Below are 24,545 nucleotides of genomic sequence, written 5' to 3' on the forward strand. Positions count from 1 at the left end.
CTATCCCTCCTAGTCAATCATCGAGCTGATTTTCGTATATTTGAACACCGGTCCGTCCTGGCAGATATAAATGTCGCCGATGCGGCAGTGACCGCATTTTCCCAGGCCGCAGCACATCTTGCGCGATTCGGACAGCCAGATATTTTCCACGTCGAAGCCGATTTTCTTCAATTCCAGGATAGAGAACTTGATCATCGGCGGCGGACCTACGACGACGGAAATGGCATTAGGCATATCTTCAAAGGTAAGATCGGGAATGTATTTGGTGACCATGCCGACGTGGCCCGTGTACCCTTCGGGTGCGTGATCGACGGTGGTGATGAGGGAAATCCCTTTTTCCGCCCAGCGTTTCTGGTCTTCCTTAAAGAGGATGTCGTCCGGCGATTTAAAGCCGACGATGACGGTCAGCTTCTTACATTCGTCCATGTGATCGGCAAAGTAATCGATGACGCCGTGGATTGGCGACAGTCCCGACCCGCCGGCGACGAGGATGATTTCCTTGCCTTTGAACATATTGACATCGAAGCCGTTGCCATAGGGCCCGCGCATGAAGAAATAATCACCGACGTAATTTTCAAAGATTTCATCGGTCAGCGAACCGACGCGGCGGATGGTAAAGTCCAGAGAGTGGTCGGTAATGCCACTGACAGAAATAGGCGCTTCCCCATATTTCGGGATGGAGATTTCAAAAAACTGGCCCGGTTTGACCGGATGTTCGTCGCCACGGTCATAGGACATACGGAATGTGTATTCCAGTTCGGCATGTTTGATGACTTCCAGAATTTCAGAACGGAAGGGCATATATTCATTATTTACCATTTTCCAGTACCTCCTTCATGCCCTGGGGCAGCTTTTCATTAATGCAGTGGGTAAGCGAAATATATTCCGGACAGATAGCATCGCAGCGGCCACAGCCTACGCACATCTGGAAACCGGCCCGCTTTTTGAAATCGAGGACTTTATGCAGTACCTTGAAGCGCATCCGTTCGCCCGCTTTCTGACGGAAACAGCCGCCGCCGGCAACGAGCGTATAGTCGTCGAACATGCAGCTGGTCTGGACACGGCGCCGTTCACCGGCCTTGCCGTCTTCCGTGTAGAACAGATCCTGCATGGACCAGCAGGTGCAGGTCGGGCAGGCCAGGGTACAGCGGCCGCATTTGATGCAGCGCTTGTCGTATTCGTCCCAGATAGAGCTTTTAGCAATCGCCGATGTCAGATTTTCCGGGATATGGACTTCCACGGCGTCTTTTTCCACATGATCGGCCGTTACGTCGCAGGTGCCTTCGGCGTGGTCTTTCAGGGCAGCGGCCAGATCGGCATCGGGACAGTCCACATAGTACGTGCCATCCTTGAAATTGACGGCCGCATCATAATTGGTGCTGACGTTTGTCCCCATGGACACACAGAAGCAGCCCTCAAAGGGATGGTCACAACCCATGAGGACAAACTTTACTTTATCCCGCAGCGTTTTATAATAGTAATCTTCCGGCCCGTTCTGGAGGAACATGTAATCGAGGCGCTTCACGGCGTGAAGGTCGCAGCTGCGCAGGAAGATGACAGCTCCTTTTTCAGGAAATTCCGATTCCCGTACACTGTGCTCCGTAAAGTAAAACAATACCTGGCATATAGGTGTCAGGATTTCCTTAAAAGAATAATCGGAACGTGCGTCCCAGACAATATCAGCAGGGTCGGTCACTTTGCCATAGCGGATGACATCGGTTTCGGAAAAACGCCCTGTACCGGCAAAGACGGTGGGCGCGTACACATCGTACTTCCCGGACCAGGATTTAAAGGCGTCGGCCAGAGCCTGTCTGCTCAATTGATACCCCATTCTGTTACCTTCTTTCTCTTGTACGTACAAGAAATCATAACCAAAAGAAATTTTTCACATACTATGTTGTAATAGTACTTTATCCTATTGACAAGCTTATGCTATCAGAAAAAATGAGCTCCTTCTGTTGCTATGGCAACGAAAAGAGCTCATTTTGCTATTTACCTATATCTATATTTCATATTTAACCATTTTAATTTGCGTATAGGTAATCTTTATTTCTTATTGATTTATCCGGCAGGCAGATTATATTATTTTACGATTTATTTACAATCCGTGTGTTCCCGCAAATGGTGTCGATCCAGGCAAAGAGTTCGTCCAGGTCATAGTCCCCGGCGTGGCCCCGATTCCAGGGAACGGCAAAATCTACGTCATGTCCGGTCTGCTGCAGACGCAGGGCCAGGATGGCCGGTACGACCAGAGACGTGTCGCGGTCTTTGCTGCCGTGGCGGATCCGCCAGTGGGGAGCAGTGGTGACATCTTTTTTGCCGATGAAATAGAGCGGATTCAGGAGATGGATGAGTTTACTATCCGCCTGATACGCCTTGCCGGCCGTATTATATTTCTTCCCCCAGGAAGTGAAATGACGGGCATTGATGATTTCACTACCGAATTCGCTGTTTTCCCCGGCCGAAAGATCCAGCGCGTCGAAGGCAGGCGCCGCCTTGAGACGGGTTGCGTACACGGCGTATTTTCCCAGATCCATATCGGTTACGGTGCCACTCTGGATGATCAGCCAGTCCATACCGGACAGGTCCGTTCCCGAATCGAGAGCCGTCTGGGCAGATTTCATGTATAATTTCTTAATGTAATCCTTGAACGTCCCTTCGCCGTTCTTGTCCAGTGTGAGGGCCGTTCCGTCAGGAGCTGTAAGGTGCAGGCTGTTCACGTAGGCAGGAAAGGCCTTGCGCAGGACGGCAGAAACGGCCTTCTGCTGGTCGCTCATTTCCGTGCCCTTCTGTTCTTCTGCCGGGGCATCGGCAGGCCGGTCCATGACGAGCATATTCTGATTATTGCTGTCCGTACTGCCCGGGCTGGCAACGACCGGTCCTGGCCCCATGGGGATCGTCTGGCCACCAGCCCGGAGAAATGCCGGCATCGCCCCTATGGCGTTATTCTGATGATAGTCCGTCACATCGCCAAAGACCCATTCATAGGCCATATCGGCATGTTCCAGATCGGTAATGGGGCAGTAATCGCTGGAGGCAAAGATATCGTCCCGTTCGTCTGCCGCCCCCAGAGCTTTGAGATACGGTTCGTACTCTTTGCTGTTCCCCGTCGCCCCGATGAGGGCCGAAAGGGCGCCGCCGGCACTGGTACCGTTGGAAATGATTTTTTCCGTATCGCCGGGAATGACCCCCTTATTGTGACGCAGGTAGCGGATGGCGGCTTTCATATCGACGATAAGAGCCGGTGCCTTGCCCGTATAGGTGCCATCGGCAGCCTGATTCGTCCGGCCTCGGGCACCTGGAGCCGCTACGACACAGCCCCGGGCCAGTGCGGCCAGTATGGCATTGGGACCGCCCTGCCGCTGATCGTATTCCGACGGCTGGCCGGCCTTGCCAGGCATATAGCCACCGACGGTATTGGGCAGGAATATGGGGGCCGTCTGTGCCGTGTATCCATGAACGGATTTTCCTTCAAAATATTCTTCCGGCACGTAGATATTCATAGACTGATACGTCGTATCGACGGGGTGTGCGACGTAGACTTTGTTTTCATAGGCCCGGAACACGACGCTTTTCCCTTCGTACTGCATCGTATCGACGGCATAGTCCGACACGTCCAGATTCAGGCTGTATGTCTGCTGCGATGGCTGCGTCGTCTGATCTGCCTGTTGCTGCGCAGTCTGCTGTGCCTGCTGTATCTGTTTTGGCTGTTGCGCCGGAACGGCGACGGCCCCGGTCGTATCGGCTGCGTATACGGCCCCGGTGCACAGCATCGCTGCCATCACGGCTGCCGTAAGTTGTTTCTTCATACCTATTCCTCCATGTATTTTATATATTGAGAATTATATTTAATTCGTTCCATGATGTAGTATACCATAGAAAAAAGACAGGTTTGTCACAATTTTTAGTAATCTTTTCCATACAGCCTGTTCTGTCTTTTTTACTGCTTTTTTCTATGATATACTTAGTAAAACATACAGTAACCACGTATGTTTCTGTTATATCGTAACTCATTCCTATTTTCAAAAGGTGATCCCATGAAGCTGAATAAAAAAATCACAGCCGCCATCGCTGTCATCGTCATCGCCGCCTGTGCCGGCGGCGGCTGGTATTACCACCAGACACAGCAGCAGGCCCAGCAGGCAGCCGCCGTCGAAACGGCCCAGGTAGAACGCATGAATCTCACGTCCAAAGTCTCTGCGACCGGTACGATCCGCCCTGTCGATTCCGTCGAAGTCTCACCAAAAATCACGGCCCGTATCAGTCAGGTCCTTGTAAAGGAAAATGATCGGGTCACAGCGGGCCAGACCGTCGCCACACTGGATGGCAAGGACTATCAGGCCAAGTACGATCAGGCACAGTATAAAGTCACCAATACGCGCCTCGACTACGAACGGTATAAGATGCTCTACGACCAGGGCGCCGGCACCAAGCAGACCCTGGACAACGCCGAATACGAGTATAACACAGCCCTTTCCAACCTGACTGCCGCCGAATCGGACCTGGCAGAAACGACGATTACGGCCCCCATGAGCGGCATCGTCGTCGGCGAACCAAAGCCTGCCGGCACCATGGCCGTCCAGGGCAACAGCAATCCGACGGTCATCATGCGCATCGCCGACACGAGCCAGAAGCAGATTATGGCCAAGATCGACGAAACGGATATCGGCAATATCAAGGTCGGCCAGGATGCCACTTTCACCGTCGATACCTATACGAACCGGACCTTTACGGCCCACGTATCCAAGATTTCCCAGACCGATACGAGCAATACGTGGGATACGAACGGTACCAGTACCTCATCCAGCTCGTCTTCCTCATCGTCGGCCAGCGTCATTTATTACTACGTTACCCTCGACGTCGATGATCCCGATGACGTGCTGCGTCTCGGCATGACCGCCCGGGTAGAAATCAATACGGCCGAAAAAGAAGATGCCCTGGTCGTCCCCATTGCCGCCCTCAAGACCAATGACAACGGTTCCTATGTACTGCGCGTCAATGCCAGCGGCCAGACCGAACAGGTGCCGGTCACGACGGGGATCTACAGCGATGAATACGTAGAAATCCTGTCGGGCCTTTCCGAAGGGGACCGCGTTTCCGTTTCCTATAACGCCACATCCAAGTCCTCTTCCAAATCATCCAGTTCCAACAGACGACAGGGACCGCCGCCCATGTAACGAGGAGTCACGCCCATGAAATATGTCATTGAATTACAGGACATCAAAAAGATATATCATATCGGCGGAGAGGATTTTGCAGCCCTGGCAGGGATTACCCTGAATATCAAGGAAGGGGAATTCGCTGCCCTCATGGGACCGTCGGGTTCCGGTAAATCGACGCTCATGAATATTCTCGGCTGCCTCGACAGGCCTACGTCCGGTTCATACAAACTGGGCGGCAAAGAAGTAGCCAATCTAAGCGACGACGAACTGGCCTCGGTCCGCAACGAACACATCGGTTTCGTCTTCCAGAATTTCAATCTCCTCTCCCGCATTTCCGCCCTCGACAACGTAGCGCTGCCGCTGGTCTATGCCGGTGTAGGCCACAAAGAACGGACCCGGCGGGCCATGGAAAAACTGAAAGCCGTGGGGCTGGAGACCTGGGCCCATCACAAGCCCAATGAGCTCTCCGGCGGCCAGCGCCAGCGCGTCGCCATTGCCAGGGCCCTGGTGAACAATCCCCATATCATCATGGCCGACGAACCGACGGGCAATCTCGATACGAAATCGACGCGTGATATTATGGGACTCTTCGAAGCCCTTCATGAAGAACACAAGACCATCATCCTGGTCACGCACGAACCGGAAATTGCCGCCTGTGCCAGCCGGCAGCTCCTCTTGTGCGACGGCATGATTACCAAGGATGCCGGAAAGGGGGTCGTCATGGATGTTGTTTAGTGAAAGCGTACAGATTGCCATTACGGCACTCCTGTCCAACAAGCTGCGCTCCATTCTTACCATGCTGGGCATTATCATCGGCGTTGGCGCCGTCATCGCCATGATTTCCATCGGCATGGGCGTACGCCAGAACGTCACCAATTCCATTGCCAGCCTGGGCAGCAATATGCTCATCGTCACGCCGGGTTCGACCAATCAGGGCGGCGTCCGTTCCGCAGCTGGTTCCAGCCAGAAGCTGAAATATGATGATGCCGAGGCCATCAAGAAGAAAATCAAGAACATCGATTACGTCTCGCCGACGGTCAACAGCTCCTATCAGATTGTCAACGGCAACCAAAACTGGAATACTTCTGTATACGGCGTGACGCCGGAATATCTCCACATCCGGTCTCTCAGCGTCCAGAGCGGTTCGTTCATCACCGACAGCGACCTGAAATCGCGGAACCGCGTGGCGGTCATCGGAACGACCGTCGCTTCCAATCTGTTCGATACATCCAATCCCGTAGGCAAAACGATCCGCATCAACAACCAGCCCTACCGGATTGTCGGCGTCCTGGAAAGCAAGGGCCAGTCATCCATGGGGCAGGACCAGGATGATATGGTCATCGTCCCTCTCACGACGGCCCAGGAACGCCTCATGGGCATCACCTACGTACGGTCCATCAACATCCAGGTCTCAAGCTCCGATAAAATCGAACAGGTCCAGAGCGAAGTGGAAACGCTGCTGCGACAGCGCCACCACATCACGGGCGATAAAGAAGACGACTTCACGGTCCGCAATCTGACCAGCCTCATGGAAACCATGACCAGCACGACGACCATGCTGACACTGTTTCTGGGGAGCATCGCCGCCATTTCCCTCATCGTCGGCGGTATCGGCATCATGAATATCATGATGGTGTCGGTAACGGAACGGACACGGGAAATCGGCATCCGCAAGGCTCTCGGGGCCACCTTCCAGAATATCATGATGCAGTTCCTCATCGAATCGGTCGTCATCGGTGTCATCGGCGGCCTCCTGGGTATCGCCTGCGGTGTCGGCATCGCCCTGGCCATTGCCAAAGCGGGGCTCTTCCAGACGGTCATCACGGCAGCGCCGATTATCATTTCCTTCAGTTTCTCCGTCGGCATCGGCTTGTTTTTCGGCATCTATCCGGCACGGAAAGCAGCCCGGCTCGATCCCATCGAGGCCCTGCGCTACGAATAAGGCATGATATAGTACCTGCCCGGGCCACGACGAACGACAAGCGGCAAACAACGCTGTCACACGAAGCAGAGAGTCCTTTGTGTGGCAGCGTTTTTCATTGAACACCAGGACAAATCATAGTCATTTTAATTTCTCATCGTCCGCAGGCGTTCTATGTCCTTTTCAAGAGGTGACGGATGTAGTACAATGAATAGTGTTGTATAGCCAATATATACTCATTATCGCATATAAAAGGAGGTCATTTTATGGCTCACGTAAATGAAAATTATTTAAAACTTCCCGGCAATTATCTCTTTGCTACCATTGCCAAAAAAGTTGCCGCCTATTCCAAGGCCCATCCCGATGCGGACATCATCCGTCTCGGCATTGGCGACGTCACCCGTCCGCTGGCCCCGGCCATCATCGAAGCGATGCATAAAGCCGTCGATGAAATGGGCAAGGCCGAAACCTTCCGCGGCTATGGTCCGGAACAAGGTTACGATTTTCTCCGTCAGGCCATCATTGACGGCGATTATAAAACACGGGGCATCGATCTGGAACTGGACGAAGTCTTCATCGGCGATGGTTCCAAAACAGATGCAGCCTGCATCCAGGAAATTTTCGGCAGCGATCTGACCTTCGCCGTAGCCGATCCTGTATATCCTGTATATCTCGATTCCAACGTCATGTGCGGCCACACGGGCCTTTACAATGCCAGCACGGGCCGCTATGCCGGCGTCGTCTATCTGCCCTGCACGCCGGAAAACGGCTTCAAAGCCCAGCCGCCGACAGAAAACGTCGATATGGTCTACCTCTGCAACCCGTCCAACCCGACCGGTACGGCCATGAGCAAGGCAGAACTGGAAAACTGGGTCCGCGCCGCCAAAGAAAACAATTTCGTCATCATCTACGATTCGGCCTATGAAACGTATATCACCGAACCGGACGTTCCCCACAGCATTTTTGAAGTGGAAGGCGCTAAAGACGTGGCTATCGAACTGCGCTCCTATTCCAAATGCGCCGGTTTCACTGGTACGCGCTGCTCCTATGTCGTCGTCCCCCATGCCTGCAAAGCCTATAAAGCCGATGGCTCCGCTGTTGAACTGAATCCGCTCTGGAACCGTCGTCAGTGCACCTTCTTTAACGGTACGCCGTACATCATCCAGCGCGCAGCCGAAGCGTACTACAGCCCGGAAGGACAGAAACAGTGCCTGGCTGATGTCGATTACTACATGGAAAACGCCCACATCATCCGCGACGGCCTGACCGAAGCCGGCTACACCGTATACGGCGCAACCAACTCCCCCTACGCCTGGGTCCAGACACCAAATGGCATGAAGAGCTGGGATTTCTTCGATCTCCTCCTGGAAAAAGCCCACGTCGTCACCACGCCGGGTTCCGGATTCGGCCCCCACGGTGAAGGCTACCTCCGCCTTACGGCATTCGGCACGCGGGAAAACACCCTCGCTGCGGTAAAACGCATTGCCGACCTGCACCTCATAAAATAAGTATTATAGAAAGGACTGCTCACCCATGAGTACCAATCTGGAAATAGGCATTGTCGGACTGCCGAACGTCGGCAAGAGTACGCTGTTCAATGCCATTACCAAAGCCGGAGCAGAAGCGGCTAATTATCCGTTCTGCACGATTGAACCCAATGTCGGTGTCGTCGAAGTCCCGGATAACCGCATCCAGGTCCTGACCGACATGTATCATCCCAAACGCACCATTCCGGCCGTCACCCGTTTCGTCGATATTGCCGGACTCGTCGCCGGTGCTTCCAAAGGGGAAGGTCTGGGGAACAAATTCCTCAGCCATATCCGCGAAACCGACGCCATTGCCGAAGTCGTCCGCTGCTTTGAAGACAGCAATATCACCCACGTATCGGGCTCGATTGATCCTGTCCGCGACGTCGATGTCATCAATACGGAACTGTGCCTGGCCGATATCGAAACGACACAGAAGCGGGCCGACCGCATCGCAAAAGTCGCCCAGTGCGGCGACAAAACAGCCAAAGCCGAATACGACGTACTGAAGAAAGTACTGGCCTGCCTGGAAAATGGCGAACCGGCCCGCAAGGCAGGGCTCACCAAGGACGAACTGCCCCAGGTCCACGACCTCAATCTGCTGACGCTCAAACCCATCCTGTATATTGCCAATGTGGCCGAAGACGAAGCATCGGATCCCGATGCCAATCCCCACGTACAGGCACTGCGGGCTTTTGCCGAAAAAGAAGGGGCGGAAGTCGTCGCCGTTTCCGCCAAGATTGAAGCGGAAATCGCCGAACTTCCCGATGATGAAGCAGAAGTATTTCTGGAAGAACTGGGACTTCCTGAAGCCGGCCTCGATAAGCTGATCAAAGCCAGCTACGCCATGCTGGGACTGATCAACTTCTTTACTGCCGGGGCTGACGAAGTCCGTGCCTGGACCATCGTCAAGGGCACGAAAGCCCAGAAAGCAGCCGGTAAAATCCATACTGATATCGAACGGGGTTTCATCCGCGCCGAAATCGTTTCCTATGATGACCTCATTGCCTGCGGCAGTGAACAGGCCGCCAAGGAAAAAGGCCTCGTCCGCCTGGAAGGCAAAGACTACGTCATGCAGGATGGCGATGTCACCTACTTCCGGTTTAACGTGTAATACATAGTGAACAAAGAAGCTGTCGCATTATGCAAAAAAACGCATAATGCGACAGCTTCTTTTTTTAGTAGGCAGACGGCGGTATCGATTTAAAACATCCTTCGTCATGACTATAGATGACGCCCATAGCCTGCAGATAGGCATAGATGATGGTCGTACCGACAAAGGTCATGCCCCGTTTCTTGAGATCTGCCGAAATCTGATCCGACAGAAGAGACCGGGTACAATCCCGTTCGTATATGACCTTTCCATCCGTCCAGTGCCACAGATAGGCATCAAAACTGCCCCACTCCTCCTGGATGGCCAGAAAGACGCGGGCATTCGTCCTGGCCGCCCTGATTTTCAGCTTATTCCGTATAATCCGGGAATCCTGCCGTAGCGCCTCTAACTTTTCATCGGGATACCGGGCTATCACCGAAGCATCGAGCCCATCAAAGGCCTGCCGGAACCCGTCCCTCTTATTGAGGACACATTCCCAGGAAAGCCCGGCCTGAAACCCTTCCAGAACCAGCATCTCAAATAACCGGTGATCGTCATGACAGGGCACGCCCCACTCCGCATCATGATAGGCAATATACAGCGGATTCTGTGGATTGCACCACCGGCACCGCTGTCTGCCGTCAGGCCAGGTCAACGTAGTATCAACAGCCATCTTCCATTTTCCTCCATCTACATAATGGCTATATTGTAACACATCCCATATTTTTTGTCGCTGACTGAAATTCTCATAAACGGGTCACGGGTTCAAACCGGATGCCCTTTCATTACCAACATAAATCAATCAAACTCATTCTATTCCTGATAACAGCTGACGTTCATATATCATCTAAAGCTGTACTGCACCTGTTATCCCGGCTGAAATCAGCATGACAAACGTAACTAAAAAAGCCCATGGCAGTGTATATTTCTGATGATCTGTCAAATTAACTTTACTTAATGCCAGCAATACAAACGTACTCCCCGTAAGCGGACTAAACGAAAAGCCCATGTTCATTTGTCCTAAAAAAGCTGCCCTCACTATAGTATCAGGGTCCAGACCATACATATTTCCCGTTTCAGCCAATACTGGCAATACACCAAAATAAAAAGAAGATGGATCAAAAATAAGACTGGCGGGAACAGACAGAATACCTACTGTGAGAGCAAGATGTATTCCCAACCATGCTGGTATAATATCCGCCATAGCATACGCCATCGCCGAAATCATTCCTGTCTCATTTAAAAATCCCGCTAATACGCCCGTCGCAAAGACAACTCCCGACATCATCAGCGCATTTTTGGCATACAATGCTATAATAAATTTCTGATCTTTTGAATCTGGATAATTAATTAGAAGGGCAACAGAGAATGCAATCAGAAATACTGCAGCCGATGGCATATACCCGCTGACAAGGATTGCAACTGTACAGAAAACAAGAAATGAGTTTACATATACCTTTCCAGGCCGTTCATAATCAGCATACGAACTTATTTCATCAGTATGACAGACGGCCTGACCTGATAGTCTGGAAATCCTGTTTTTTTCCTGCCACCCCAAAAAATAATCAATTCCAATGATGCAGATCATTCCTATCCCCAGTGGAATGAGTAAAGGAATCCATAATTCATGTATACCTATTTGAAAAGCTGCCATGCATCGCTGGGCTGTTGCTCCCCATGGCTGTGTATTTTGCAACCCGGCACTAAGTCCAATAATCGTCGTCATAGTTGTCCTTTTCATTCCAAGTCCATCAAATACAGGAATCATAGCTGGAATCAGCAACATATACGTGACAGCGCCACTCCCACTGACATGAGCCAGAAAAGTCAGCAAACCCAGCCCGGTACAAATCCGCACAGGATTCCCGCCAGCCATGCGGACAAAAAAATGTATATATGGTTTTAACGTACCTGCCGTCAGGATAACACCGAAAAATAATGTAGCAAAAATAAACATAATACCAATAGGTGCTACAATATATAGTCCTTTTATAATAAATTCTGATATCTCCCCTCCGTATCCTCCTATGGCAGCACATATGACAGGTACAAGAATAAAGGCAGGAAGGGGATTCATGAGTTTTTTCAGAATAAGTAACACCGTAATAAAAATAGTAGCAAATCCCAGAATAGCTGTCATCTGAACCCTCCCTGCAGCAAAAGCCAACGATCTGGCCCACTTGAGATAAGATCGCTGGCTTTATTTGCTTTTAAATCATTTAAATATTTTACTTAATCCCCAATAATGTCAACATGAGCCATGGCGACGCATAGTATACCATATATTGCACACCTGTATGTACACCGAAATAACGATTCAAAATGCCGCCAAATACAGCTATGGTTACGGCGATAGCTATGCCGACCGGACCTGCTTCGAAATAAGATATCACTACAATCAGACCAGAGAACATACTGATGATTGCTTCCTGACTGACATGTTTTAAGACCCATGCACTGGCTTTTCTGGCATAATTCATAGAGAATGGATAGGCGACCAGAAACGCTACGATAAGGCCGATATACCCATAAAACAGATAATCTACAGGTGTCAGAAAATTATGCAGATTATGCACCGGCTGTGCAGAAAAAACAGGAGGGGCATTAAAGAGCGGCGCCGCTGGGCCCAATCCGACAGGGCTGAGCGGAATACCAAATGCCAGCAGAGGAATAACCGTTTCTGCAATATAGGTGGCTTCCGTCGTGCCATTCATGACAGCCAGAGTCGATGTCATTCTCTGATATAATCCCTTGATACGAGCGCCTACAAACTCACCCATCATAACCGTCATACCTACAGGACTGAAGGTAAATGTAAGTGCTGAAACAGCGGCTGTCAGAGCATTGTACAAAAGCTGATGTCTGGACAGGATTTTAAAGGGATTCGGGAAATATCCTTTCCAGGTTTTTAATTCGGGAGCCAGCCAGAATTCCCGTGACGATTTTCTCTGAAGGATATGCCGGGAACCAGGAGACAATATAGTCATCAAGTCAGCAAACATGGGACCAATGGCAATTCCCAGGAACATGCTGATAAATACACCGTGTCCAATGCTGGCAATAGCCATCTTATTTAATCCCTGCACAAAGAAAGCAAACGGAATCAATGCAAACAGGCTCGCCCATTTCCCACCAGAAGTATAGGCAATAATGATGGCTGCTACGGTAAATACGACAGGAGCCCAGGCTTTAACAATATCCGCAAACGGTGCCAGCAGAGAAGCAAAACCAACGCTGATAGGCAATGCCAGAAACGCGGCGATGATACCACCGGATATCATCTTCCGGAGTGCCATGTGAGGAACGCCTAGTTTCCGCAAAACCGATGCATCTTCCAGCATAGGAACAGCCATAGTATCACCGGGGACGCCCATGAGGGCTGTCGGAATGGCATGGATCATATGCTTCGATATAGCAGCCGCCATGAACCAGGAAAAAATGGCAACAGGTGGCACCCCCAGCAATACGATTAATAACGTTAGTGGAGCAATAGTTGATGTTTCATCCGTACCTGAAATCAACCCTACACCAGAGAATATAATCCCACCGGCCAAGGCCATCCCCAGGGCCCAGAGCAAATCATTGAATATAAAGCCATCCATCATGTCTCATCTCCTTTTGGCGGGCTGCTCGGGGTTTGTTCAGTACGTTCCGGCCCATAAAATAATTCATATAACTTTAAATCTTTCATTTCCTGAAGTACCTTTGGATCTGCATATTTTAATTCTTCTTTTTCCTTCTTAATATCAATATTCAGTTCTTTTAATACACGATCTCTATCCTGCTCAGAAAACTGTTCTTCATTCAGTGTCCGTTTCGGTTTAAACAAATTGGCAGACACAATGGCAGAAATGACACATCCCCCAATTCCAAACAGCAGGGAATATGCAGAAACTAATTTTTCAGCCATATCCGGCGCCTGCATCGCAATCATTTTATTGGCACCTAAATAGCAACTGAGGCTGATAATAATCCCAATAATAATCCCCTTGCCTAAATCATGCAGATCAACCGTATCTCCCCATATATCAGCTAAGTATACTTGTTTCATTGCAGGAGCCTCCTTATTTTACAATTTTGTAATCAGCTCTTTTGCATATTCAACAGAAATCTTTTTATCAGATACCATTCTGGCTACTACTTTATCCAGCATATCACCAGTAGCCCCCGCTACGGTTGCAATATTTCTGGCATGTAATTTCATATGCCCCTTCTGGATGCCATCTGTTGCCAGCGCCCGCATAGCCGCAAAGTTCTGTGCCAGGCCTACTGCTGCAATGATACGGGCTAATTCTTCAGCTGTCTTGACACCAAGAATCTTGATAGCAGCCTGTGCTGCCGGATGAATCTTGGTTGCACCACCGACAAGGCCCACCATCATAGGAATTTCAATCGCCCCGGTCAGATTGCCATCAGAATCTTTTTCCCATCGTGTCATAGATGTATATTTTCCGTACTTATAATACATATAAGAATGTGCCGCTGCTTCCATACCGCGCCAGTCATTCCCTGTAGCAACTACGACGGGATCCATGCCGTTCATAATGCCTTTATTACTCGTTGCCGCACGGAACGGATCGGCTTCAGCAAATGCATAAGCAGCAATGATTCCATCAACAACAGACTCTCCGCCAATAGCATCTTTATAAAAGGTAGCTGTCGCCCGTGCCAGCCTGTACGCAGCCAGGTTGGATAAAATCCGCAGTTTGACCGTACCATGCGTAATCTGTTCAATGAGTGGAGCTACTGCTTCTGCCATGGTATTAACGGCATTCGCTCCCATCGCATCACCCGTATCAACAATCAGATGTACAATAACCATAGGTCCGATCAGTGTGTCAATAACCCGTACTTCTACATCTTTGGCCCCACCCGTAATTTTGACCAGTACCGGGTCTTTGGCATTTGCAGTTTCAAGAATTTCTTCTTTATGATGCAGAATAGAGTGGCAGGCAAAATGCGGATTAGAAACGCCAACAACCTGTACCTGTGCAATCATGATATTTCCCGTATAGCTCGTATAAAAACCACCGCTGGGTCTGGCCATTTTAGCGGCATTGGAAGCAGCCGCTACGATAGAGGCTTCTTCTACGACCATGGGGATGAGACGTTCCTGTCCATCAATGACAAAGTTCATAGCCACACCCATTGGCAGCTGATATGTTCCGATGACATTTTCAATGCATTTATCAGCTACGTTATCCGAAAGTGCACCAGGTTTCGTAATATGTTCCAGTTCTTCTGGTGTCAATCCTGCAAATTCGGCAACTTCCTGTGCTCTCTGTTCCATGGTAAGTTTATGAAATCCGGAATACTGATTTGTTTTCATGATACATATCTCCTTTTAGTTATAAAGTTAAATTCATATCGATATATTTGTAGTATACTAATTATTCATCATCAATTTCAATATACATCCGTAAAAGGGCGGCTTCCATGCATTTCCCCAGTGTATCCAGGCGCAGGGAGCGGGTGGCACCGCCGTCGAGGGCGTGATGCATGACGAAATTGAAGCCATCGAGCTGGGGCACATCATAGCGCACGACATCGCCGAATACGAGGCCTTCGAAATGACGGCGCACGGCATCAGCCGTCAGCTGTTTTTCCATGGCTTTATAATACTGGGGTTTCCGTGCATAGATGCAGATATTGGATGTATCGCTTTTATCGCCGCAGCGACCATGGGCGATATCTTTTAATTGTACTTTCATGATTTCAGACCTCCTCAACAAATGTCGTAAGTTTGATAGCATCACGGGGAATCAGTGTCGGCCAGAGAGCGAATACTTCACTGGGACGGCTGCGGCCGCCGAAGAAGCAGCCCTGTGCCGGGCCGTTCAGATTGCTGACAGCCGCTACTTCCGGCGTCAGTTTCAGGCCTTCTTTTTTCGATTCGGTCATGATGGCGTAGCGGAGAACGACTTCGTTGAGATCCGCCTGGATTTCCGGGGCCAGCGGACCATGGAGTGCATTGACGCCGAGATAACTGATATTCTTACGGATAATTTTGGCGTTCTTCATAGCCAGCCGTTTGTCGAGGATATCGGCAGCCATCTTTGCCTTATCGTAAGCGCGGGGCCAGGAATAGGGCAGGTAGGCAATAGTACGGTATCCTTCCAGATAGCCGACGCAGAGTTTCAGCGTATCCGGTGCAGGCGTACCTGTAACGCCCCGGACGGCAACGTGATCCCGTTCGATTTCTTCCAGGGTAATCTTGCTGAAATCGGCGACCACATCGGGAGTGATATATTTTGACGGGTCATGGATTTCATAGAGCAGCTGTTCTTTGACCGACTGGGGCGTAACCAGACCGCCAGTGTTCTTCGTCTTTGTCAGGACAAGGCTGCCTTTTTCACTGATTTCTGCAATGGGATATCCCAGATTTTCCGGGCTCGGTACGTGTTCCCAGTCGTAATCGTAATTACCACCGGTCGCCTGGGCCCCGCATTCGCAGAGATGACCGGCCAGGATACCCGTTGCTTTCGCCGTCCAGTCATCGAGTTTCCAGCCAAATTCATAAATAAGGGGCGCTTCAAACATAGCCGTATCGGTCGAGCGGCCGAGAATGATGATGTCTGCCCCGTCTTCCAGGCATTTGACGATCGGTTCTACCCCATAATACACGTTGGCGTTTACCATGTTGGGCAGGATGCGGTCGATGTCTTCACCCGTATCCATGTGCTTCATGGTGATGCCCTGGGCCCGCAGCTGGGGAATCAGTTCGCGTACGTCATCGCCGAGGACATAGCCAACTTTCAGATGATAGCCGCCTTCACGGATAGCTTCTTTTGCTTTTTCCACGCAGGCTTTGACATTCATGCCGCCGGCATTGGTAATGACCTTGGTCCCTTTTTCGGCAATGTAGGGCAGCATGCCTTTGAGAGCCGTAATAAAATCACGGGCATAGCCTGCTTCCGGGCGTTTTTCCTGCTGACGCCGCATAATAGAAAGTGTAAGTTCTGCCAGATAATCGCAGCAGATATAATCAAGATTGTCTTCCCGTGCCATCGTAATGGGGGCATCGCTCAGATCCCCCCAGAATCCCTGGCCTCCGCCGATCCGGATTGTTTTCATCATAAGTAACCTCTTTTCCTGAATAGTTTTGGTACATAAGTATATGCGAGTCATGACTGTAACACATTGCTTTCACTATTTTATATGAAATTATAATGCCAAAATTAAGTTTTAGTAGTATACGGGAAAAACATGCGTAATATGCCCTTCAGACACACAGACAGCCAGTGTATACACTCTCCGTTGTATACACTGGCTGTTTCCTTTGTATACTAGGTATACATATATTGTTTACTTAGTATACACGTTGTTTGAAAACCCATACAATTTATATTTCTTATAAAAGGTCCGCCGGCTGATGCCCAATAGTTCCATGGCTCTCGTTTTATTACCCTGTGCTTTTTCCAGGGCTTCCCGCATCCGTTCCCGTTCAATCTGCTGAATATCCATCCGCAGCGACGAGACATCCCGCTCCCGGCCGGACGGGGCTTCCTGTTCTTTTTCCGGTAATTCTGCCGGATATCCGTCCCCATCCTGTCCCTGTAACAGCTCATCCGGCAGATCTTCCGGCAGGATGACATTCCCTCCGGCAACGATGACGGCATATTCCACACAGCTTTCCAGCTGGCGGACGTTTCCCGACCAGGGACTCTTCTGCAGTACAGCTGCCGTGCCCGGGGAAAAAGACAGGCGCTTGTGATATTTTTCTGAAAAGATATCGAGAAAATGATTGGCCAGAAGCAGAATATCCCCGGGCCGTTTCCGCAGGGGTGGTATGACGATTTTAAAGGTATTGAGGCGGAAATACAGGTCTTCCCGGAATTTCCCATCGGCTACCATCTGCTTCAAATCCCGATTCGTCGCCGCAATGACCCGGACATCGACTTTCTGCACTTTGTCAGACCCTATTTTCTGGATTTCCCCCGATTGAAGGACCCGCAGCAGCTTGGACTGCATAAATAAAGGCATTTCCCCGATTTCATCGAGAAAGATCGTACCGCCATCGGCTAACTCAAACTTTCCGGCTTTTCCGCCCCGGGACGCGCCGGTAAAGGATCCTGCCGTATAGCCAAAAAGCTCGCTTTCAATCAGCGTTTCCGGAATAGCCGAACAGTTCATGCTGACAAAAGTACGGCTCCGTTTGCCGCTCAGAATGCGGATGGCCTGTACGAAAACTTCCTTTCCGGCTCCGCTTTCTCCTTCTATGAGGACCGTCGCATCGGTAGGCGCTACGATCTCCGCCATTTTCAGGCAGCGCAGAAAGGCCGGGTCTTCGCCGACGATATGGGAAAACTCACGGGGTAGTGACGGCTTTTCCGCCGACAGGGCCTTAAATATAGAATGACTCAGGCGCTGGGTCTTTTCCAGTTCCCGTTGTACTACCGTAATTTCTGTAATATCTTTGAACACCGACACGGCACCACAAAAGACACCTTCTTTAAAAATAGGTGTAATATTGACGAGAATCTTCTTTCCCCGTGTCCGTACCTCAACGAACTGGTGCAGCCGGGGCTTATGGTCCATGAGCGTATCCAGTATGACCGCTCCCGGCTCGATTTCGGCCATGCGCCGGTACAATACTTTTTCCCTCTTTACATTCAAAATATGCGTGTACGCTTCATTTAAATACACAATCCGCGAATCCGTATCGACAATGACGACGCCATCGGTTACGGCATCCATTGCTTCCATGAGCATATCCGGACTGACACGCTGCACAGTCCCTTTTCCTGCCACGGCGACCACCTCCGATAGATCTTTTTACCATTATATCATATCTTTCATGGCATTTATGCCGTGACAGGACGTTGTATGGCATTTTACCGGCTGGCATAAAGTTTATTTTCTACAATAACATACAACTAAAATTCAATACAGGAGAGCGGTTCGTACGTATACTATTCATATAGAGTTTATCTGGGATACACTTGAACTACGTTACGAATCACAGAAGGATACTATGGATACATCATCCGGTATGACGGAGCGCCTTCGCGTATTAAAAGAGCGCTACTTAAAAGCCGTGCCTTCCATCACCATAGACAGGGCGCTGGCATTTACCGAAATCGCCCGGAAGTACCCGGCCCTATCCCCGCAGCGGCGGATTGCCAGAAGTTTCAAACGGGCCTGTGAAACGGCGCCTCTGCTGATTCAGCCCGGTGAACTGATTATTGGCCATCCCTGTGGCAAAGCCCGTGCCGGTGCGTTTTCGCCGGATATAGCATGGCAATGGGTAAAAGACGAACTGGATGATATTGGCACCCGGCCCCAGGATCCGTATGAAATCAGCGACACCGATAAAGAAGTCATGACGCGCACGCTGTTCCCGTTCTGGAAAGGAAAATCTCTTTCAGAACATTGTGAAGAAGCACTGCAGCATCTAAAAACACTGCCCCCTTCTGATCCGGGCTATGATACCCGCCACGAATATTATCTCGGCGCCCTCGACACGTATGACGGTGTACTTATATACGCCAGACGTCTGGCCCGGTACGCCCGCGAACTGGCAGCCAAAGAATCAGACCCACAGCGACGCAGGGAATTGCTGGGAATAGCCGATATCAATGAGCGGGTTCCGGCCAATCCGCCCCGGACATTTCACGAAGCACTGCAGTCGGTATGGACGATTCTGTCCTTATTCATGCTGGAAGGGAATCAGTGCAGTACATCCCTGAGCCGTGCAGACCAGTACATGTACCCGCTCTACAAGCAGGACATAGAAACAGGCCGGCTGTCCCGTCAGAAAGCATTCGAGCTCATCGGCTGTTTTATAATCAAGTGCTCCGAAGTCATCTGGTATACGCCGGGAGCCACGGCTACGTACTTTGCCGGATATATGCCCTTTATCAATATGTGTGTCGGCGGCGTGGGCCGTCATGGCGGGGATGCCACCAATGAACTGACCCTGCTCTTCATGGATGCCGTGGCCCGGATGAAGCTGTATCAGCCGACCCTGGCATGCCGTATCCATAATATGTCCCCCCAGGAGTATCTGGAAAAAATCATCACCGTCATCCGTGCCGGAGGAGGCATGCCGGCCTGTCATTTTGACGACGCCCATATCCGCATGATGCTGCGCAAAGGATATTCTTTTGAAGATGCCCGGGATCACAGTCTCATGGGCTGTGTGGAACCACAAAAAAGCGGACGCATCCATCAATGGACTGCCGGCGGGTTTACCCAGTGGCCCATCTGTATCGAACTGGCTCTGCACAATGGCGTATTGCCACGTTACGGTCCCAAACAGTGGCTGGCCAGCGGTGATCCGGCCTCTTTCAGGACCTATGAGGAATTTGAAAAAACCGTCAAAGCACAGCTGGATTATCTGATTGAAATGAACTGCCGCGGTTCCAACATCATCGAACGCGTATTCTGCGACGTGAATCCAACACCATACATGTCACTGTTCATCGATGGCTGCATGGAAAAAGGCCGCGACGTCATGAATGGCGGTGCCGTATTATACGAAGGACCAGGAACCATCTTTGCCGGTCTGGCAACGTATGCGGACAGCATGGCCGCGGTCCGTCGCCTGGTGTATGAAGATAAAAAATATACCTTGCCCGAACTCATCACAGCACTCGATGCCGACTTCGACGGCTACGATGACATCCGCCGGGACTGCCTGCAGGCTGCCAAATACGGAAATGACTGTGATGAAGCCGATTTCATCGCCCGCGACAGCATCGACTATACGGAACAAATAATGAATTCTTACCCGTCCCTGTATGCCCGCCATATACACGGCACCCTGTCCCAATCGTTCAATACCCCGCTGGGCGCCATGATAGGCGCAACCCCGGACGGCAGAAAAGCGGGGAAACCCTTGTCCGATGGCATGAGCCCTTCTCAGGGAATGGACAAAAAAGGACCGACAGCTATCATCAAATCCGTTTCCAAACTCAACGTAGAATCCATGAGCCTGGGAATGACCCACAACTTCAAACTGCTCCCGCGGTTCCTGGAAACAGCCGAAGGACAGCATGCCGTAATCAGCCTTTTGAAAACAGCTTCCCTACTGGGCAACGGACAGATGCAGTTCAACTGCGTCGATAACGAAACACTCCGCGCAGCCCAGCAGCATCCCGGACAATATCGCGACCTCATCGTCCGCGTTGCCGGATATTCCGCCTTTTTTGTAGAACTGTGCAAGGATGTACAGGACGAAATCATCAGCCGTTCTGAACTGGATAGTATGTAATGCAGGAATAACTCTGCAGATTTCTCATTCTTCTCATAAAAACTACATATACAGCCCTATTTATTTTTCTATTTGTATCTACATATGGTGCATAGTGCTTCTATAGGATACTGTATATGTATTTAATGTAATATATACATATCATTACTATAACTCATCATATTTTTACATAATCTTATTCATTAATATTATTCTTGCCTTTATTTTTTAACAAAACATTTCATATTAAAATGTTTTATTTGTTCTATTTCAACGCTATATATTGAAGCTTATAATTTCGAATCACATGACAGGGATTCTTTCTTTTTTATAAAAAACACATTCATTGTCTATTTTTTAAATTATTTTGTTTGATATTAAAACATTGAAGTTCTCTTTCTTTTCTGATACACTAGACATGCGAGATAGTCTGGTGTGTTCGGTTTTTCCTCACGAAAGTGAGGTGATCAGCATGAGGGTATATGAAGCGTTATCTTTGATAATTGCTTTTGCTACATTAATCGTGCTGATTATTTCAGTACGCAAATAATATAAACTGAAAAAAACCGCATACCTCGCGGTACACGGTCTTCTTCAATCAACATCAATAGAGGAGCGCCGATGTGCTGCCACCGGGCTATCTCCTTTTTAGTATATCACACGAAAGGAAAAAAAGATAGAGAAACGATATACCATTACCTAAGTTTCTCCGCCTGGCGGTCCAGAAACTTTCATCCATTAGAGATTATCCATTCCAAGCGCACTCTAAAAAGGGCCTGTCGCACATACGACAAGCCCTTTTATCTCGATTACTCTTAGAGAGCAAATGCAGCACAAGCTACAACTACCATCAACATACCTACAGGGAAATAACGATAATAGTCTTTTGCAATCAAACCTTTTTTCTGTTCGCTCATGTGAACCCCTCCTTAGATGATATACTACACCTCAACTAAGTACATTTTAGGCTCACATATATTACCTGTCAATAAAATCAAGTAAATCGTTTTTCTATACTTTATATGCCAAAATGGAATATTGGAATTCTTTGCTAGTCTTCTTGTTCCTTTGCACGATCAATAGCTGTCTTTTTTGGCAGCGTCAGCATAATCAGGCCTGCCAGGAAAAGCATTCCTCCCAAGACGAAATAGCCGCCATCCGTTGATCCTGTATTCTGTTTAATCACGCCGAGCATATACGGACCAACATAGCCGCCTAGGTTGGCAACGGAGTTAATCAGTGCTGTAGCACCTGCCGCAGCGGCACCAGTAAGGAATGTAGTCGGCACGGACCACCAGGTACCCATGGGAGCATATACTCCGATACAGGTCAGGGTAACTAAAAACAGGCTCAGGGCCCCGCTGTGGATAAAGGGAGCACAAAGAAGTCCAATAGCACCGAGGAACATGCATCCTGCCACATGCCAGCGTTTTTCACCTGTCCGGGATGAGCTTCTGCCGACGAGGACCTGGGCAATGAGCGCAGTACCCATAGGAATGATAATGGCGAAACCGACGAGAGACGGAGACCAGCCGGACACGCCTTTCAATACCTGTGGCATCCAGAAATTGAATCCCCAGAAACCAGTGCACCAGCAAAAATAAATAGCACACAGCCGCCATACCTGTTTATCCGTCAGAGACTGTTTGATGGAATACTTTTTGACACTTTCTTTCGCCGCTTCTTCTTCGGCAATCGCCGTATTCAGGTATTCTTTTTCAAGGGGCGTCAGATAGGAAACTTTATTAGGGCGGTCTTTGACCCAGAAGATGAAGACAAACGTGAAGACCAATGCCGGTACCGCTTCGATGAGGAACAAGCATTGCCATCCTTCAAATCCCAGAATCCGTAATTCAAGCAGTACGCCGGCAATAGGTGAACCAATGATGGCAGCAATAAGCAACGATGTAAGCATGAGGGAAATAGCAGCTGCCCGTTCTTTGGCAAGGAACCAGCGGGGGAAGAGTACGGCATAAATAACCGGATACAAGCTGGCTTCACAAGCCCCTAAGAGGAAGCGGAATAAATAGAACTGCCACGGAGCTTTCATGAATGCCAGCAGGCCACAGACCAGACCCCAGGTAAACATGATACGGGCAATCCACTTGCAGGCATCAAATTTGGCAGCTACCAGAGAACCAGGGATTTCAAAGAAGAAATACCCAAGGAAGAACATGCCAGATCCAGCGCCGAATACTTCCGGCGTGAGCCAGTCCAGCTGTTGTGTCATAGTCATGCCGGCATAAGCAATGTTGACACGGTCGAGGAAGGCAATAACAGAAACGAGGAATACAGGGAAGATGATATGCCACTTTCTCATCCGGTTCAGGTGGGAAAAATCGATACTTTCAAATCTCGCATCCATAGTTATACTCCTTTCTGAAAGAGAAGATTACTAACGTAACGTTCGTATCATCAGGCCATGCCTGATAACTCATCTTAGTATCGCCCTGTTGTATGTTGTTTTCCCGGCCTTGCATAAAAGAGGCGGTCCCACGCAGTGAAGCAACCTCTCCGATGTCAGCGTCAAAATCTGCCTGTTTGCATAAACTTATGTCTTATTCAATCACCTTGGGATAGAGCATCATTTTCCCTGGTACGCCACTGCGGATTTCAGCAAAAGCCTGCTCGAAATCCTTCATGAGAAAACGATGCCCCATGATGAGTTCCATATGATAGCGTGGGTCTTTCATGACCTTGGAAAAATCTTCCCATGTCCGCCAGATAAGACGGCCCGAAACCCCCGTCATTTCTACTTCGCGATAAATGAGGTCTTCTGTGAGATTCATCGTGACCGGTTTACTGGGAAGACCTACGCAAACAAGACGACCACCGGAGCGCACGGAACGAAGGCTGTTGTTAATGGCAGCCCCTGCTCCGGTAATATCAATAGCCGCATCAACCCCCAGGTCATCTGTCAGCTTATGTACTTCTGCAACGAGATCGTAGGAAGCGCTGTTGATTACAGCATCAGCGCCCATTTCTTTGGCAATTTCAAGTTTTTCATCAAATAAATCACAGGCTATGACTTTCGTCGCGCCAAACACCTTGGACGCTGTTATCGCCGTCAGTCCGATAGGGCCACAGCCGCTGATAAGAACTGTTTTCCCGGCTACTTCCGCTGCTTCCACACCATGGACGCCTGCGCCCATAGGTTCAAACATACATCCCTGTTCGTAGGTGAGCCCGTCATCCAGTTTAAAGACCGAATCCGCCCGTACTTTGGCATATTCGGCAAAGGCCCCATCCTGGGTGCATCCAAAAAGTGCCACATGCTGGCAAATTTCCTTGTGATCGTGCTGGCAGAAATAGCAGTGATTGCAGGGAATATGCGTTTCTACAGATACGCGGTCCCCCACCTGGACCTGGGTTACATTGCGGCCTATGGCAACAACGTCTCCGGCCGTTTCATGACCGACAATCATCGGCGGTACTACGCGGCAGGCAGACCAAGGATCCCAATCGTAAATATGAACGTCCGTACCACAGATAGCCGTCACATGTACTTTGATGAGAACTTCATCATCATTAATCTGTGGCACCGGAAGATCTGTACGATACGTAAGTCCGGGGCCGGCTTTTTCTTTCGTAATGCCGCACATATACGGTTGCATAATAAATTACCTCCTTTTCCCATATACTACACAGT

The 24,545-nt window shown here is 49.8% G+C and carries 20 protein-coding genes; 7 read left to right on the top strand and 13 right to left on the bottom strand.

Annotated elements, in window-relative coordinates; genetic code table 11:
* Positions 1 to 9: 9 nt before the first annotated feature.
* The 3 genes from asrB to DW949_RS01475 all read right to left on the bottom strand — a co-directional run bounded on the left by asrB (position 10) and on the right by DW949_RS01475 (position 3,809).
* The gene (gene asrB / locus DW949_RS01465) at positions 10 to 819 is read right to left on the bottom strand and encodes an anaerobic sulfite reductase subunit AsrB (RefSeq protein ID WP_118021501.1); all 810 of its coding nucleotides are present in this window, start codon (positions 817 to 819) and stop codon (positions 10 to 12) included.
* Positions 809 to 1,831, bottom strand: a complete 1,023-nt coding sequence (asrA, locus tag DW949_RS01470; RefSeq protein WP_118021502.1) for an anaerobic sulfite reductase subunit AsrA — start codon at positions 1,829 to 1,831, stop codon at positions 809 to 811. The genes asrB and asrA overlap by 11 nt, the downstream gene beginning before the upstream one ends.
* 256 nt (positions 1,832 to 2,087) lie before the next feature.
* On the bottom strand, positions 2,088 to 3,809 hold the full coding sequence (locus DW949_RS01475) for a subtype B tannase (RefSeq protein ID WP_118021503.1): 1,722 nt from the start codon (positions 3,807 to 3,809) through the stop codon (positions 2,088 to 2,090).
* A 228-nt stretch (positions 3,810 to 4,037) separates the two neighbouring features.
* On the opposite strand from DW949_RS01475, the gene DW949_RS01480 reads away from it, so the two are divergent.
* From DW949_RS01480 to ychF, 5 genes are all read left to right on the top strand, one after another.
* A complete protein-coding gene (locus DW949_RS01480; RefSeq protein WP_118021504.1) occupies positions 4,038 to 5,177 on the top strand; it encodes an efflux RND transporter periplasmic adaptor subunit in 1,140 nt (379 codons plus the stop codon).
* A gap of 15 nt (positions 5,178 to 5,192) precedes the next feature.
* Positions 5,193 to 5,897, top strand: coding sequence for an ABC transporter ATP-binding protein (locus DW949_RS01485; RefSeq protein ID WP_118021505.1), 705 nt, complete (start codon positions 5,193 to 5,195; stop codon positions 5,895 to 5,897).
* On the top strand, positions 5,887 to 7,104 hold the full coding sequence (locus DW949_RS01490; protein ID WP_118021506.1) for an ABC transporter permease: 1,218 nt from the start codon (positions 5,887 to 5,889) through the stop codon (positions 7,102 to 7,104). Before DW949_RS01485 ends, DW949_RS01490 begins: the two co-directional genes overlap by 11 nt.
* A 245-nt stretch (positions 7,105 to 7,349) precedes the next feature.
* Complete coding sequence (locus DW949_RS01495) at positions 7,350 to 8,591, top strand: LL-diaminopimelate aminotransferase (RefSeq protein ID WP_118021507.1); 1,242 nt, start codon at positions 7,350 to 7,352, stop codon at positions 8,589 to 8,591.
* A gap of 25 nt (positions 8,592 to 8,616) precedes the next feature.
* On the top strand, positions 8,617 to 9,723 hold the full coding sequence (gene ychF, locus DW949_RS01500; protein WP_118021508.1) for a redox-regulated ATPase YchF: 1,107 nt from the start codon (positions 8,617 to 8,619) through the stop codon (positions 9,721 to 9,723).
* A 64-nt stretch (positions 9,724 to 9,787) separates the two neighbouring features.
* On the opposite strand, the gene DW949_RS01505 is transcribed toward ychF, so the two are convergent.
* The 8 genes from DW949_RS01505 to DW949_RS01540 form a co-directional block, all read right to left on the bottom strand.
* Positions 9,788 to 10,375, bottom strand: a complete 588-nt coding sequence (locus tag DW949_RS01505; protein WP_199595674.1) for a DNA-3-methyladenine glycosylase I — start codon at positions 10,373 to 10,375, stop codon at positions 9,788 to 9,790.
* Positions 10,376 to 10,549: 174 nt separating this feature from the next.
* Complete coding sequence (locus tag DW949_RS01510) at positions 10,550 to 11,842, bottom strand: CitMHS family transporter (RefSeq protein ID WP_118021509.1); 1,293 nt, start codon at positions 11,840 to 11,842, stop codon at positions 10,550 to 10,552.
* A gap of 88 nt (positions 11,843 to 11,930) precedes the next feature.
* The gene (locus DW949_RS01515; protein WP_199595675.1) at positions 11,931 to 13,307 is read right to left on the bottom strand and encodes a tripartite tricarboxylate transporter permease; all 1,377 of its coding nucleotides are present in this window, start codon (positions 13,305 to 13,307) and stop codon (positions 11,931 to 11,933) included.
* Positions 13,304 to 13,753, bottom strand: coding sequence for a hypothetical protein (locus DW949_RS01520; protein ID WP_118021510.1), 450 nt, complete (start codon positions 13,751 to 13,753; stop codon positions 13,304 to 13,306). The genes DW949_RS01515 and DW949_RS01520 overlap by 4 nt, the downstream gene beginning before the upstream one ends.
* 18 nt (positions 13,754 to 13,771) lie before the next feature.
* Entirely contained in the window at positions 13,772 to 15,031 is a 1,260-nt protein-coding gene (locus tag DW949_RS01525) for a hydroxymethylglutaryl-CoA reductase, degradative (protein WP_118021511.1), read from the bottom strand.
* Between the two features lie 61 nt (positions 15,032 to 15,092).
* The gene (locus DW949_RS01530; protein ID WP_199595676.1) at positions 15,093 to 15,413 is read right to left on the bottom strand and encodes a hypothetical protein; all 321 of its coding nucleotides are present in this window, start codon (positions 15,411 to 15,413) and stop codon (positions 15,093 to 15,095) included.
* Positions 15,414 to 15,417: 4 nt separating this feature from the next.
* Entirely contained in the window at positions 15,418 to 16,779 is a 1,362-nt protein-coding gene (locus DW949_RS01535; protein WP_118021512.1) for an acyclic terpene utilization AtuA family protein, read from the bottom strand.
* Positions 16,780 to 17,007: 228 nt separating this feature from the next.
* Positions 17,008 to 18,453, bottom strand: coding sequence for a sigma-54-dependent Fis family transcriptional regulator (locus DW949_RS01540; protein WP_118021513.1), 1,446 nt, complete (start codon positions 18,451 to 18,453; stop codon positions 17,008 to 17,010).
* A gap of 223 nt (positions 18,454 to 18,676) precedes the next feature.
* Between DW949_RS01540 and DW949_RS01545 the strand changes: the two genes are divergently transcribed.
* Both DW949_RS01545 and DW949_RS13905 read left to right on the top strand, forming a co-directional pair.
* Positions 18,677 to 20,917, top strand: coding sequence for a pyruvate formate lyase family protein (locus DW949_RS01545; RefSeq protein ID WP_118021514.1), 2,241 nt, complete (start codon positions 18,677 to 18,679; stop codon positions 20,915 to 20,917).
* Between the two features lie 451 nt (positions 20,918 to 21,368).
* A complete protein-coding gene (locus DW949_RS13905; protein WP_370448702.1) occupies positions 21,369 to 21,446 on the top strand; it encodes a putative holin-like toxin in 78 nt (25 codons plus the stop codon).
* Between the two features lie 501 nt (positions 21,447 to 21,947).
* On the opposite strand, the gene DW949_RS01555 is transcribed toward DW949_RS13905, so the two are convergent.
* Both DW949_RS01555 and DW949_RS01560 read right to left on the bottom strand, forming a co-directional pair.
* On the bottom strand, positions 21,948 to 23,261 hold the full coding sequence (locus DW949_RS01555) for an MFS transporter (protein WP_118021515.1): 1,314 nt from the start codon (positions 23,259 to 23,261) through the stop codon (positions 21,948 to 21,950).
* 193 nt (positions 23,262 to 23,454) lie between these two features.
* Positions 23,455 to 24,510 (bottom strand): alcohol dehydrogenase catalytic domain-containing protein, encoded by a 1,056-nt coding sequence (locus tag DW949_RS01560; RefSeq protein WP_118021516.1) that lies wholly within the window; start codon positions 24,508 to 24,510, stop codon positions 23,455 to 23,457.
* Between the last annotated feature and the right edge of the window lie 35 nt (positions 24,511 to 24,545).

Origin of the sequence: Megasphaera sp. AM44-1BH (assembly GCF_003467125.1) — a bacterium.
GTDB lineage: Bacteria > Bacillota > Negativicutes > Veillonellales > Megasphaeraceae > Megasphaera.